Here is a 13,466-nt window from a genome sequence, read left to right as displayed (position 1 = left end):
CGTTTAAAGTATAATTTTCTATTTCATAGCAGATTAAGTTGATTGTGTTTCTCCATGTTTTGCATTTAAAAGCTGATCTTTTACATACAAAACCCCTTTATCGACTGAGGTTTCCACATAACCAACCATTTGTTCAAACGTGAATACGTTTAAATCTGCTTCCAAGTCTTGCCTATTATAGTCGAAATCCCCGATTACATAAGGGATAAACTCCCTTACATCCTTCGCCTTCACCTCATCTATATCCGGTAATTGAATAGAGTCGATATCATCTAGTAAATCAATCTTCACTTTGTAATGATCAAGCAGTTTTCCATTTAACAAACGGAAGTCCCCATGGTATTTTTGATAAAGTCCTTCATCGTGGTTCATACGATTTTTCAACCATGATAAATAGAAACCTTTCAGCCAGATATCATCGGCAATTAAATGGGTAACATAGCCTAAAATATAGTTTTGATTCAATGATTGATATTTTTCTTGGAATTTTTCATAAGCAATATATCTTGTGAAGTCTTCTATTTTCCCTGCAAAATAATGAGATCGATCTTTCGGTGCAACTGCGTCTGGTGCAATCCCACCTAATAGAAATGCTTTCTTATCCTTAAGCGAAAGTTGGTCCGCTATTTTATTGGCTATAATTAAATGCATCACTCTTGAACCCAAAAAGTTTCCCCCTTTGTAGATATCATTATTCTAATGCTTTATTTACCGCTTCTTTAGCATGGATTTTTGTAGTATCAAAAAGTGGAACCGTTGCATCTTCAGCTTGGATTAACATTCCGATTTCCGTACACCCCAGTATAATTCCCTCCGCTCCTTGCTCCACTAAACTTGCGATCACTTGTTGGTAATCATTTTTCGAGTTAGCCTTTACTTCCCCGTGGCATAATTCTTCAAAAATGACCTTGTTTATCATTTCCCTATCAACTTTATTTGGAACAATCACTTCTATTCCTTGGTTCATGATTCGAGATTTATAAAAATCCTGTTCCATCGTATATTTTGTACCTAGTAGCCCAACCGTTTGGATCCCCTTGCTCTTGATCTGTTTAGCGGTCGCATCAGCAATATGTAGGATAGGAATAGTTACATTTGCTTTCATTTGTTCCATCACTTTATGCATCGTGTTGGTACAGATTACAAGAAAATCCGCACCTGCTTTTTCTAGCTTACTTGCTACTTCCGCCAGTACTTCTCCTGCTTTCTCCCATTCTCCTAATGATTGATAGGTCTCAATCTCTGCAAAATCCACACTATATAGCAAAATTTTTGCGGAATGTAGCTCACCTAGCCTCGCGTTTACTTCTCTATTAATCTGTTGGTAGTATTCAACCGTAGACTCCCAACTCATTCCACCTATTAGCCCAATTGTTTTCATAAGCAATCCCCTCCACCTTTTGATATTCCCTAAAATTCATAACATACGTACGTAAGCACTTGTAGTGACCGTTCAGCGTTATCTATTAAAACACAACTGTTTATCTAATTTTTTCTCCTGATACAATATGCCAGTGTAAATGCTTAGACTCTTGGTATTCACCAAGATTGGTAATCACTCTACATGCACCAAACTCTATTTCTACTTGTGAGGCAACCTGTTGAATCGTCTCTATTAATTCATGAAGTATTGGTATATCATGGGGATCGATCGTTGTTAAAGATGGAATATGTTTTTTTGGAATGGCAACAATATGTACTTCCCAAAAAGGTCTGGTGTGGTAATAAGCTAATGTATTATCGGTCTCCGATACCTTTTTCACTTGTGTCCTTCCGCTCAGTACTTCGTCACAATAAAAATCGTTGGACATTTATATACCCCTTTGCAATTTTAAAAATAGTATAACATTTGATTGGGATAAAATAACAGATTATTCAGCAGAAAAAAATAGTTCGGTACATTTATAATTTCCACTGCAAGCACAGCTGTTATTTTGAGATATTTCACTGCATTCGGTACATCGTAAAAAAACGCCCATCCAAAACAAAATCGGATGAGGATCATTTATACAATCACTCATCCGATTTACTAGAATTTCTCGGCAAGATATAAAGAAATTTCCCGTATTCGACGATCGATTTCTCCTTCTATTTCTTTGAATTCTTCATTGCCAGAATATAATGTATCTCCTTCAATTATATGGTCGGATAGATTTAATAATCCGATCGCTTTACGGTTATACTTTCTTGCAATCGCAAAAGTAGTTGCTGTCTCCATGTCCACTCCGACATGCCCATCCGCTGCCCAGCTTTGCACAAGTTCCGACGTTTCCATTAGCATTGCACTCGTAGAAAACACGGATCCGGTAACATACCGATATCCTTTCATTTCACAATAATCTATTGCAGCTTGTACGAGCTCTGTATCTGCATCCACAATGGTCTGTCCTGGAATATACCATTGGGAAACTCCATCTTCCATGTAAGCACTCGTAACGATTAAAATATCGCCATATTGAATCGCTTGTGAGAGACCCCCATAATAGCCTGTTTGAATAAAGTTCTCCGTACCTAGAAGTGCAAATCGATGCGAAATCATCGCAGCAACCGGACCACCAAATACGTTGGAAAATCCGACCTGCTTCGCGTTATATTCTCCAATTAACGTATTCCACGTTGGGTGCCAAAGCTCTTTTGCAAGTAATTCTTGCCAGGTTCTTATGTTCCCTTCATGCTCCCATTCTCCATGAAGAATGAAGGTACTCGGAATGCGACTTTCTTCGATTTTCAATGTATGTTTCCAATCGTCTTTGGTAAAATCACCATATAATTTCATCGTTATTCCCCCATAGATTCCGTTGTCATTTACTGCCCCCAACGTATCTTTCATAGCAATCTTCATCTATTATCTTTGATATTTTGTTTTCATCCCATGTTAACTGCAATGCGGACCAGTCCGTTCTTCCAGAGATGCATAGTTTTGTTTCATTTTCTAAGTAAAGTACAATGGCTACATCAGAATGAATGTGTTCTGTTTCTGTATGTGAATCTAATGTGTAGACGGAAAATCCTTTTATCTCCGACCAAACCCCTAAAAATACCAAAGGCTGATATAACATCATATTATTAGATTTGGAATCGCCTCTATAATTTATAGGTTCTGGTGTTTCTTGCTCTTGAAGGGAAAAGTCCCAGTAATCGTCCCAGCCTTCCAACGTTTCCATATATTCGACGTCCACAGTTACATAATGCTTATCAAACCCCAATACAATGGGTTGATAGAACTGATAAATCGGTTCTGGTATCATTCCATTAAGGGATTTACTTAAGAGAGATTCCAATTTTTTCCCTACCATGTTTTCTAAAATGTTAATTTCTCGTTGATCTAATAAAGTCTCATATTTTTTCATAATCATCCCCTCCTAAAAAAGCACCTCTCCCTGAATAAATGGGAGTAGTACAACGATAATGGAAGCAAGCCATAATAACCAAAACAACTTCGATTTCAACCGATTCTTCATCGGATAATGTACCCTTGAAGCAAACAGTACAGTATAAACCGAAAAAAGAATAGTAGCTACGGCAAACCAAACAATCCAAACATCTCCTCCCACGACAATCCCAAGCTGATGATAAAAAGGAAGTAGTCCAAAGTTCGTTAACCCTAGTCCAATGAAGAGAGCCAACAAAACCTCTACCATTACAATTCCAGTAAGCTTCCATTCCGACAATGCAATCATCTCCTTACTAGAGTATATGATGTTCGACAGAAAAATTTATATAAAAAAAGCATTGTTGATGTACAATGCTCTCTCAGCTGTTATTTCCTCTTTTTTGCTTCGGCTTCTTTCTTTTCTAATATATATTTTCCTACCTCAGAATGGTTAATTCCATTTCGAACTGCTGCTTGAATTACAAAATATAAGATGATAATTGGAATGACATAAATAAATACGTTCATTAAAAATGTTAAAAACTCACCCATGTAATTTCCCTCCTTTGTTCGTTCCATTTTCTATATGAGTTCCATTATAGCAAACAATGTCCATAGAATCATTTCTCATCTATTCATTTATAGGCGAATGCCCACACACAACCTCCTTTTCCTTAATACAATGCCATAGGGATGAAAGGAGGGTGTTTTAGCACTTTATGAAAAGATATGAGATTTTCACTCTAATTAGCCTAGCTGTAGTAATCGCAATCCCGATTTTTTTAAATTTAGTAGTTTTTGATGAGCAGAATGGATCTTCTGATGAACCACCACAAGAGGAAAACGGAGACAATAATAATGGTAATGATTCCAATAGCGAGAATGGATCTGAAAATGAGGAAGGCTCTGAAAATGGTGATTCCGAAGAGATCGTTTGGGGCGTAGACTCCGCTAGTTATACGGATGAAGACATGTATTCCTGTGTAATTGACAATTTTGGTGAACCAGAAGTATGGGGACGTTATTTGGGGGATCGTGAAGGAGTATCAGCTGGATTAGATAGTGATGAGGTTGACTACCTACACGAAAATGACATCCAAATTCTAGTAATCTATAACCATGTAAATGATGCGACAGGATATGATCATGGTGTGGATCATGGTGAGCAGGCCATCGAATACGCAAATAATCTAGAGGTCCCTGAAGGTGTTGGATTATTCGTTGATATTGAGCCTGATTATCCAGTAGATGCAGCATTTATGGAAGGTTGGTATGATAGGGTAAATGATTCTGAATATGAGCCTGCTGTATACGGTGTATTTGATGAGGGTAGTGAACTACTCGAACAGTATAACGCAATGGAGGAAGAGGTTCAAGAAGACATGGTTGTTTGGACAGCATATCCTCAAGAAGAAGTGACAACGAAGGAAAATGCTCCTGAATATGATCCACAAGGACCTGAAAATTCCTTATTATATGGCTGGCAATACGCGATTGACGCTGAAACCTGTAACATTGATACCAACCTATTTAGAGGAGAAATGATCGATTATTTATGGTAGACAATAGGTCTTTTACCATCAAATAACCATTTATATAAAACTTAGGGAATATAGAGAAAGGGTGCGAATTGGTATACGATTCGCACTTATTTTAGTTGAAACCTCTTGGCAAGAGAAAACGTATGAATAAGTGTTGCCCTTCCAAATAAGGAGGAATTAAAATGCCGATGGAAGTAATTTTCGTCCTTATCATTGGGTTCGTTTTTATATACTTTGGATTGCTAATATTTACTGGTAAAGTACCAACTTTACTCGATTATTTTCTCAAGCAAGGAGTTACATATCATGACAAAAAGTCCCTCAAGTTTTTCGGTACCTTTATAATCATTATTGGTATCCTTGTTCTTTTTCTTCCTGTTATTCTTGGTGTTAAGAATATGAATCTCTGACATAAAGTGAATCTTCAATCAGTGGGTTTTCTTCATCCCCCACTGATCGTTAGATGAACGAATCGGACATTTGACTTTCAGTTGATCCCCCACTTAACCTGCTTGGTTATACCCCGTAGGTTTGAAGTGGGGGTCTTACGACGCACAGGACGCGCTAGTGCCGACAATGCGACAGGACGTCGCGTTTATGTCTGCCTGCCAGTTATATGCAGGATAAATTTTAATAAGATTGGAGTGTATTCGTATGAATGATACAGTATGTCCAAAATGCGAGCATAATCAAATGAAGAAAGGTACGATTCGAGTTGGAAACGGTGCAGCGGTTCATATGTTTCCCCATGATAATCCGCGAAGTCAATCGTCACCAATCACTTCGTATTTTTGTTTGAACTGCGGATATATATTCGAGCTTTATGTGGAGAAGCCTGCAAACCTTGATTCCTAACTTCCACGATTAGTGAGTAATGAATGATGAATAAGGGATTAGTGAAAAATAGAATCCTTTAAAGTTAAAGGATTCCATTTTTCACTCCGCCACTTTATTTCGCTGCAATGATGGTGGACAAGCATAATTAAATTCTTTAATCTTTTTATTCACCTCTTTCACTTTTTTACGCCGTTCTTTCCCGTCAAGAGTCGATATTATTTCTTTTAATTGATCAATTTCATTTCCGAGCTGGACCCATCTAGGGAGAACGTGATTATCCTTCAAGGTTTTATTAAGTTGTGCTTCGTATGGATTACCTCCATAGTTCCGATCAAGTTTTAATGGTTTTCCCTTTCCAGGCAAGTCATCAAAATGGCCATCCTGCTCTGCTTTTCGTATAATCTCGGACATATGGTCTTTATATTGGAGCCTTTCCTCCACTTCAAAGCTATCTTCTTCCTTCCTCCATTCTGGCTTGATAATCGAATAGATGGATGCATCATGTGATCTTCCATTTTGAAATAGGTACCCCCTTAAGGTTCCTTCTAACGAGAATCCGAGCTTTTGTAATAGTTGAATGGATCTGTAATTTTTCGGCAATGTAATCGCACCAATACGGAATAATTTGAGTTTAGAAAATGCATAGTCCATAACCTCTTTTATTGCTTCTGAAGTATAGCCTTTTTGCCAATAGTCAGGATCTAATTCATATCCAATTTCCGCTCGCTTTCCATCCATAAACAAATTATTTAAGCCTACTGTTCCAATCAATTCATTGGTTTCCTTTAATAGAATCCCCCAACGAATACCTCGCTGCTGCTTGAACATGAAAGCAAACGATTGAATCATTTCACTTGCTTCTTCAATAGATTCCAATCTACTCATTCCATCATATCTTGCTACCTCATCATGGGACAAAATACGATAAAACTTTTCCTTGAACTGCTGATTCATTTCAACAAGTTTAAGCCGATCTGTTTCTAAAACAGGAAATTGTCTCATCGAAATTACCTCTCTATAAATTAATAATTATCAATTACTTCGGTAAACATCATAAATTTCCATACAAAGGGCACCGCCCACTGGCGATGCCTTCTACCATTATTTCATTTGTTCCACTTCAGCTTTCACTTCACATAGGGCTGAGCGATCTATTTCGCTAACAGCCTGATGACCAGTTAGGCCTAACGTTATATCCAAATCGGCAATCAGATTTTGTAGAACTTCTTTTACACCTTGTTGTCCGGCTACAGCAAGACCATACATACATGGTCTACCTACCAGAACCCCCTTTGCCCCAAGTGCCAGTGCTTTGATTACATCGGATCCACGTCGAATCCCACTATCCATTAAGACTGGTATTTGATCATGAATCGCTTCACAAACCCGAGGGAGTGCATCAAGTGCTCCTTGTGCTCCGTCAACTTGTCGCCCACCGTGATTCGAAACAATAATGCCATCCACACCGTATTCTAGTGCTAGTATTGCATCTTCTGGATGAAGGATCCCTTTTAATAGAATTGGAAGATTAGTATGTTCCCTTAAGAAGGCGATATCATCCCATGTTAGTCCCGGGTTGCCAAAGATTTGAGTCCAATACATGATAGCGGCATTAGGATCTTCTTTAGGTGATTTTTCAAGTTTGGAAAGAAATGCTGGATCGGAAAAATAATTTCCAACCCCTTCACCAATTAAAAATGGTAGATACACATTTTTTAAATCATCCTCACGCCAAGCCATCATTGGCGTATCTAATGTGACCACAATGGCAGAATATCCTGATTGCTCTGCTCTTCGTACAAAGCTAGCTGTAATATCAGGATCTTTACTCCAATACAACTGGAACCAACGAGGAGCATCCCCCATTTCTTCTGCAATTTTCTCCATTGGAACGGATGATGCAGAACTAGCTATGTAGGGAACCCCCATTTCTGCAGAAGCTTTTGCTGATGCGATTTCTCCTTCTGGATGGATAATGGATTGAACACCAATAGGTGCTTGCAATACAGGAGATGGATATGTTTGACCAAACAGCTCGATAGATAGGTCTCGTTCTTCTACATTACGAAGCATTCGCGGGATAATTTTTTGTTGCTGAAATGCATCGAGATTTGCTTTCATCGTATTTTCCCCACCAGCACCACCGGCTACATAATAATAGGGACCATCTTCTAGCACATCACGAGCTTTTTCTTCCCATGCTTCATAGGATACTGGTAATCTATTTGGATCGGGGTTTGACATCGTTGAATAGATTTGATATTGAATCTTGTTTCCGATATTCTTCATATAAAATTCCTCCTATCAATTATAGTAAGCGATTTCATACTTCATATTACTTCTTCCTTCGATTCGTAGACTGCAAGTAATGGTAATTGTAGCAAGAATTTTTAAAAAAATCAATCTTATTAGCAGATGAAAAAACTGGGGATCTGATACTTATCCCCAGTTTTCTGGATCCGACATGCGAATCTCTTCTACTACTTCATCTAAATCAAATGGAGTAATTAGATAGATTGCGTAATCCTTAGTTGCCTGTCTTGCTTCTTCATGAAAATAACGATTGCTACCAGGGTGCTCCTCGTCCAATAATAATAAACAACCATCACTTTTATCGATCAACCATTTATTCTTTGCCACAAATTGAAATGGACCTCGATAATCCCCTTGATACATCGGCTGGTAAAAATCAGCGACCATAGTTAACTCTTGATACTTCATTTGTAGTTCTTCCGGCCAGCGGGATTCCTGATTTTCAAACGGTGGAATGATAGCTAGGTTTATCTCATATTCCTCTTTTAAATCTAACACGACTTCTGCGGTCCACATTTCAACTCCCATCTGACCACTGACGAGCACCCATTCTAGACCTTCTTCAATAAATCCAATTAATTTTTTCGTAATAGCCGCTTTTACAAAAGCAATTTTTGGATCATTCTCTTTAAATATATTTAACTCCATTGGTTTATATCCCGTAACGGTCAACACTTTCATATGTAAATCAACCTTTCCATGTAAAAGAGCTGGCTATTTTCCTGCCAGCTCTTTCATCGTATCACCATTCATGCCGTTATCTCCACGGATTTGCACCTGGCATAGGAGGTCTTCCTGCTGCTCCAGCAGGCCCTACACCCGGTCCACCTGGGGCAAATCCCGGTCCAGCACCTGGTCCAGCCGGTGCTCCAGGGCCTGGAGAAGGTACATTAAACGCTCCACCAAATACATCTACACTGTTAACAGTATTACCATATGAAGTTGAATGAGGATACACATGTTCATTTTTAATTAAATGATGATTCATCACGGTAGTGTGTGATGGGTGAATATGCTGTATGGTTTCTTCGCTGCACGTATTTACGACATTACACTTGGTTGGATGAACCACTTGTTTCGGTTTACAAAAATGCGGTCGATGTCTCATTAAAATCCCCTTTCTTGTGTTAAGTTCACTAATAAACTATGACAAGTGACGGGTATCTGTATAAGACATCAACCTACTTTGAGCAAATTTATTAGGTATCTATTTTGGTTTTACGATATAGCATGACAAAAGCTAAAGTTCCAATTACTAAAAAGCCAAGTACTCCCCACACAAGAATAGGGAAGAATTTAGTTTTTCCTAATCCATTTTTTAAGTCAACCTGTTCACTTGGCTCCTTTCCGTCACCAAGAATATCTAAATCCTCTGCTGCACCACTTAACCGATCTGTTCGATCACATATGGTCGTCTCTAAATGATTCTCATCATACATAGATGAAGAGCTAGCATATACTAAATAGTCAAATCCCGGATGAAATTTAATCCCACAATCTCCACCGCCTAGGCCAGTAGACAGAATGACCTGCGTTTGATCAATCCCTTTCCATACAGTATCTACTTCAAGTAAAACAGAAGCATATCCATATCCATTCGTCTTTTCTGTAACTTCTAAAACCTCACCAGAAAATACAGCATCGGATCGGTCAACTTCATCCTGAACACTTGAAAGCTCGGCACACGAACAAGCTGATGAAGGGATAGGATTCATCACGATTATCAAAAAGGTTAAAGCTATAATGATTACTGTACTCAAAAATCTCATAACACTCCCCCTAACCTACTGTTACGAATAAGACGTTACGTACAAGGAATGTATTTCAATATAATAAAATTTCCAAAGACAACTAGCAGCTGCAAGATCCAATCGTTTTCCTATTCTTAATTTTGCAGAACAAAAGAAGGATGCCCCTATGTTCAGACATCCTTTCATTATTAATAATGCGCCAATAACCCTCGTTTCATGGCAAATCGTTCACAATATAAGAAAATAAAGAGGCCTAATACAAAATAAACAACCGCATTAACGCTTAGTATAGCCCAGTCGGTAGCCTGAATTTGACTTAATGTAACGCCATCAATCATAACACTACGAACGAGATCTACCCCTTTGACAAAAGGAAAAAACGCTAAAAATGGTGCAACGGTTAATGGTACAAAGGTTAAACCTGCTAAAATAAATTGTAATATTTGTAGAAATGCTTGCACTTGTTTAAGCACAATTGAAATCCCAGCAATGATAAAGCCAATTCCAAACATGCTAATCAATGTTAACAGTAGGATCGGTAAAAGAGTCCCAACGTCAATATTAAGCCATTGCCCAGTTGTCAGCATGGATAAGAATAATAAAAAGACAACAATTATAAAGTTAAGAAGGGTTGTGGCTAATAATCGTGTCGTCATAATCTTCCAAATCCCCATCGGTGACATGGAAAGCTGCTCGAGCGTATCACGCATTCCTTCATTAATGACTTGCCAGCCAATATCTTGTATAACCATGATCGTTAGGAACCAAAATACATAATTGACAATTGCATATTGCGTATTTATATCCTGTACACTCGGATCACCAATCACTTGTATTCCAAAAAACATTCCTAGGAATACAAAATAAAACGTAAATAACATCGCAAGCGTATTTGGCAAATACCGCTTTAATTCGATATATTCTTTTCGAATATTTGCATTGAATAAATTAAACCATTGCATATTGTTTTTCCCCCTTTACAATCTTCATAAATACCTCTTCAAAATTCACTGTCTTTTTATCAATTGATTCTACAGGGGTATGCTCCAATTTTAGTACATCGAATAAATCATAAATTTCTTCGCTCTTGGTGAGGTCTACCTTTAATGTGGATTGAATCGTATCTGGAATGTATTCTAGCTGCGGAAACTTTTGAAGTAAGAGTTGTTGTTGGTGTTCACTTAAAAATCCATCGAGCGTAATCGTATACGCACGAACATCAAACAAGCGTAACAGGTTATCAACTTTATCGTTTGTTACGATTTCCCCATGGTTAATAATTACCGTTCGTTCGCATAAATTCTGAATAACATCCATATCATGCGAGCTAATAATGATCGTCCGGTTATAATTCTTCACAATATCTTGTAGCATTTCACGGACCTCATAGCCTGTTTCTACATCAAGACCTAAGGTTGGTTCATCAAGAAGGATTACTTCACTATCAGCTAACATCGCGACAGCAATGGCTAACTTTTGCTGCATCCCCCTTGAAAGACGGTTCACTAATTCCTTTTCTTTCTCTTTCAATCGGAACTTTTCTAATAAATCATCAATTTCTAAGGCAACCTCTTTTCGTGACTTTCCTCGGTTTCCTGCAAAATACTCTAAATTCTCGCGTACCGTTAAACGCCAATATAAATTTCGATTTCCTTCCAGCACAGCACTAATATGTCGTAATGCATGCAATCGTTTTTCTTGTGTATCAATGCCATTAACTTTTATGAATCCAGAATCTGGGATAAGTAACCCACAGATTAATTTGATGGTTGTTGTTTTACCAGCACCATTCGGCCCTAATAACCCAAGTATTTCTCCTTTGTTTACGGTGAATGAAATATCATTTACTGCAGTTATAATTTCCTTCGACTTTCTCTTTTTGTACGTTTTTTTAATGTTACGTACTTCAATTATGGATTCCATTTCTCCCATCCCCTCATTTCTTATTTCTATCTATAGCATACAAAGCAACACCGAACTTATCTACGATCTGAAGATTGAAAAAGTTTCAGACTTAAGGCGGAGTCATGGTTTGTCTGAAATTTCTGTTCGTTTGATGTATTGTTGTTTATTCTTTAGAAACCGTACCAAATAGCCCCGTGCTTCTAGATCTAATTTTACCGCTGTTACATGCCATGTAATGGAACCGTCAAACTTTCCATGTAATTTTTCATTTATTGCTTTGGTCAGTTCTTTAAACGAAATTTCTCCGTATTCCTCCATTGTTTCGAGCATTGTCTTTTTCATAACATCGTATTTACTTTTAATAATATTGCTTCCTTTTTTCCCTTCTGGGTGCTGCAATTGAATTCGGTCCACGTTAAAAACCCCTTCTAAAATTTTACACGAAATGACGGAAATGTATGGATACCTGTTCCATGTCGGATAACGTCTTTCCCCCGTAGTTCATACACCGCCTCAAAAACCTCCTGTAAGATCGTAGGTTCGATCCCTAATTGATTATGTGAACCAAACACCTTCTGTATTCCTTCTAAATAAGAAATCTTCTCTAACGAATTCACCAAATCTTCAGGGTCTGTCGTTGGATAAAATGCATAAATTGGGGTTCCTGTATATAATAGATCCCCTGTAAATAAAAAGTCCCTCGAATTGTCCAAAACACATATATGTCCAGGAGAGTGACCTGGTGTATGAAGAATTGTTAATAGACGGTTACCTAAGTCAATTAAGTCCCCATCAGATAGTGTCTCCGTTGGTTCCCCTTGAAAAGGGGTATATGTATCCGGGTGAAACGTTTCCGGTGTAGGTTTTGTAATGTCCCTTCCGATATCGAATCGTATTTGTTCGATGGACAATTCTTTAATTCCATTCATCAACCAGTCTTTTTCAGCTTCATGTACTACGATCGTGTCAAACTCTCCATGACTACCAATATGGTCTACATGAACATGTGTTGTAATCACAATAATTGGTAATTCCGTTAATTGATCCGTGATCCGTTTAATATTATCTATCCCTAATCCAGTATCAATTAAAGCTGCTCACTCCTCACCAATAAGTAAAAAGGAGTGTACCTTTTCCCAGTGACCATACTCACTGATTGCATACGTTTGTGAATCAATTTCTTGAATCGTAAACCAATCGTCTTTAATTTGTTTCATACAAACCCTCCTTTAAACAGAATTTATTCATCGAAAAGGCACATGCTAGTAATATTGTCACCTTCATTCTATTTTATGGAAAATAATAGCATTTGGCAATTTATATTTGGAAAGCTCTCTAATAGCACTTTTTACCAAAAACTAGAAAAGGTAGTTAAAAAACTACCTTTTCTCTCTATTCTATAAATCATGATGTGGATTCTGCTTTTGTCTAGAATGATTTCGGTTCTTAACTTTTTTCGATCCACTCGTTGGCTCACCATATGGTTGCTCCGGGCCTAATGGTAAGTCAGGTTGTTTTTGTTGTTTCGGTCCTTTTGGTTTTCCTGCCATCATGAACTACCTCCTTTCAACATACATGCTTAGTTTTTGGGAAACCTAACGATTTATACAATCCTAATAAATGGAAAAAACATTAGGATCATTTGTAGAGCTGAATGAAAAAATCTAGAATCGCCATTTCGTTCCAATTTTTTACGTAAAAAGAGTAGGTATCCCTTTTTTGGAATACCTACTCTCGGGTGAGAAA

At 37.8% G+C, this 13,466-nt stretch carries 19 protein-coding genes and 2 pseudogenes; 3 read left to right on the top strand and 18 right to left on the bottom strand.

What is annotated here, in order from left to right; translation table 11 throughout:
• Positions 1-33: 33 nt before the first annotated feature.
• The 7 genes from BMX40_RS01300 to BMX40_RS20050 all read right to left on the bottom strand — a co-directional run bounded on the left by BMX40_RS01300 (position 34) and on the right by BMX40_RS20050 (position 3,925).
• Complete coding sequence (locus tag BMX40_RS01300; RefSeq protein WP_090866048.1) at positions 34-666, bottom strand: zinc dependent phospholipase C family protein; 633 nt, start codon at positions 664-666, stop codon at positions 34-36.
• 25 nt (positions 667-691) lie between these two features.
• The gene (locus tag BMX40_RS01295; protein ID WP_090866046.1) at positions 692-1,381 is read right to left on the bottom strand and encodes an aspartate/glutamate racemase family protein; all 690 of its coding nucleotides are present in this window, start codon (positions 1,379-1,381) and stop codon (positions 692-694) included.
• A gap of 100 nt (positions 1,382-1,481) precedes the next feature.
• Positions 1,482-1,811, bottom strand: coding sequence for an HIT domain-containing protein (locus BMX40_RS01290; RefSeq protein WP_090866044.1), 330 nt, complete (start codon positions 1,809-1,811; stop codon positions 1,482-1,484).
• A 218-nt stretch (positions 1,812-2,029) separates the two neighbouring features.
• Positions 2,030-2,776: a phosphorylase family protein gene (locus tag BMX40_RS01285; protein ID WP_090866042.1), complete on the bottom strand. Its 747-nt coding sequence runs from the start codon at positions 2,774-2,776 to the stop codon at positions 2,030-2,032.
• 25 nt (positions 2,777-2,801) lie between these two features.
• Positions 2,802-3,350 carry a hypothetical protein gene (locus tag BMX40_RS01280; RefSeq protein WP_090866041.1) on the bottom strand — a complete coding sequence of 183 codons (549 nt, stop codon included), beginning with the start codon at positions 3,348-3,350 and terminating at the stop codon, positions 2,802-2,804.
• Positions 3,351-3,362: 12 nt separating this feature from the next.
• Positions 3,363-3,671, bottom strand: coding sequence for a hypothetical protein (locus BMX40_RS01275; RefSeq protein WP_090866039.1), 309 nt, complete (start codon positions 3,669-3,671; stop codon positions 3,363-3,365).
• An 89-nt stretch (positions 3,672-3,760) separates the two neighbouring features.
• Positions 3,761-3,925 carry a DUF6019 family protein gene (locus BMX40_RS20050; RefSeq protein ID WP_170840605.1) on the bottom strand — a complete coding sequence of 55 codons (165 nt, stop codon included), beginning with the start codon at positions 3,923-3,925 and terminating at the stop codon, positions 3,761-3,763.
• 167 nt (positions 3,926-4,092) lie between these two features.
• Between BMX40_RS20050 and BMX40_RS01270 the strand changes: the two genes are divergently transcribed.
• The 3 genes from BMX40_RS01270 (at position 4,093) to BMX40_RS01260 (ending at position 5,769) form a co-directional block, all read left to right on the top strand.
• Positions 4,093-4,935, top strand: a complete 843-nt coding sequence (locus tag BMX40_RS01270) for a glycoside hydrolase domain-containing protein (protein WP_090866037.1) — start codon at positions 4,093-4,095, stop codon at positions 4,933-4,935.
• 161 nt (positions 4,936-5,096) lie between these two features.
• A complete protein-coding gene (locus BMX40_RS01265; protein WP_090866035.1) occupies positions 5,097-5,324 on the top strand; it encodes a hypothetical protein in 228 nt (75 codons plus the stop codon).
• A gap of 244 nt (positions 5,325-5,568) precedes the next feature.
• On the top strand, positions 5,569-5,769 hold the full coding sequence (locus BMX40_RS01260) for a zinc ribbon domain-containing protein (RefSeq protein WP_090866034.1): 201 nt from the start codon (positions 5,569-5,571) through the stop codon (positions 5,767-5,769).
• 81 nt (positions 5,770-5,850) lie between these two features.
• Here the strand turns inward: BMX40_RS01260 and BMX40_RS20595 are convergent, their stop codons facing one another.
• The 11 genes and pseudogenes from BMX40_RS20595 to BMX40_RS01210 all read right to left on the bottom strand — a co-directional run bounded on the left by BMX40_RS20595 (position 5,851) and on the right by BMX40_RS01210 (position 13,270).
• On the bottom strand, positions 5,851-6,162 hold the full coding sequence (locus BMX40_RS20595; protein ID WP_244513319.1) for a DnaJ family domain-containing protein: 312 nt from the start codon (positions 6,160-6,162) through the stop codon (positions 5,851-5,853).
• 57 nt (positions 6,163-6,219) lie between these two features.
• A pseudogene (locus tag BMX40_RS20590) lies at positions 6,220-6,753 on the bottom strand (GNAT family N-acetyltransferase); the annotation flags it as partial.
• Between the two features lie 99 nt (positions 6,754-6,852).
• Complete coding sequence (locus BMX40_RS01250) at positions 6,853-8,040, bottom strand: lactate 2-monooxygenase (protein ID WP_090866030.1); 1,188 nt, start codon at positions 8,038-8,040, stop codon at positions 6,853-6,855.
• Between the two features lie 150 nt (positions 8,041-8,190).
• Positions 8,191-8,745, bottom strand: coding sequence for an SLOG family protein (locus tag BMX40_RS01245; RefSeq protein ID WP_090866028.1), 555 nt, complete (start codon positions 8,743-8,745; stop codon positions 8,191-8,193).
• Positions 8,746-8,821: 76 nt separating this feature from the next.
• Complete coding sequence (locus BMX40_RS01240; protein WP_090866026.1) at positions 8,822-9,172, bottom strand: CotD family spore coat protein; 351 nt, start codon at positions 9,170-9,172, stop codon at positions 8,822-8,824.
• Between the two features lie 91 nt (positions 9,173-9,263).
• Positions 9,264-9,833 (bottom strand): hypothetical protein, encoded by a 570-nt coding sequence (locus BMX40_RS01235; RefSeq protein WP_090866024.1) that lies wholly within the window; start codon positions 9,831-9,833, stop codon positions 9,264-9,266.
• A gap of 170 nt (positions 9,834-10,003) precedes the next feature.
• Positions 10,004-10,777 (bottom strand): ABC transporter permease, encoded by a 774-nt coding sequence (locus BMX40_RS01230; protein ID WP_090866022.1) that lies wholly within the window; start codon positions 10,775-10,777, stop codon positions 10,004-10,006.
• Positions 10,764-11,738: an ABC transporter ATP-binding protein gene (locus BMX40_RS01225; RefSeq protein WP_090866020.1), complete on the bottom strand. Its 975-nt coding sequence runs from the start codon at positions 11,736-11,738 to the stop codon at positions 10,764-10,766. Before BMX40_RS01225 ends, BMX40_RS01230 begins: the two co-directional genes overlap by 14 nt.
• Before the next feature lie 102 nt (positions 11,739-11,840).
• Complete coding sequence (locus BMX40_RS01220; protein WP_090866015.1) at positions 11,841-12,134, bottom strand: DUF6958 family protein; 294 nt, start codon at positions 12,132-12,134, stop codon at positions 11,841-11,843.
• Positions 12,135-12,148: 14 nt separating this feature from the next.
• Positions 12,149-12,937, bottom strand: a pseudogene (locus BMX40_RS01215) (MBL fold metallo-hydrolase).
• A gap of 180 nt (positions 12,938-13,117) precedes the next feature.
• A complete protein-coding gene (locus tag BMX40_RS01210; RefSeq protein ID WP_090866431.1) occupies positions 13,118-13,270 on the bottom strand; it encodes a small acid-soluble spore protein P in 153 nt (50 codons plus the stop codon).
• Positions 13,271-13,466: the final 196 nt, after the last annotated feature.

Origin of the sequence: Oceanobacillus limi, assembly GCF_900111445.1 — a bacterium.
Lineage (GTDB): Bacteria > Bacillota > Bacilli > Bacillales > Amphibacillaceae > Ornithinibacillus > Ornithinibacillus limi.
This window is presented reverse-complemented; position numbering and strand designations above follow the sequence as displayed.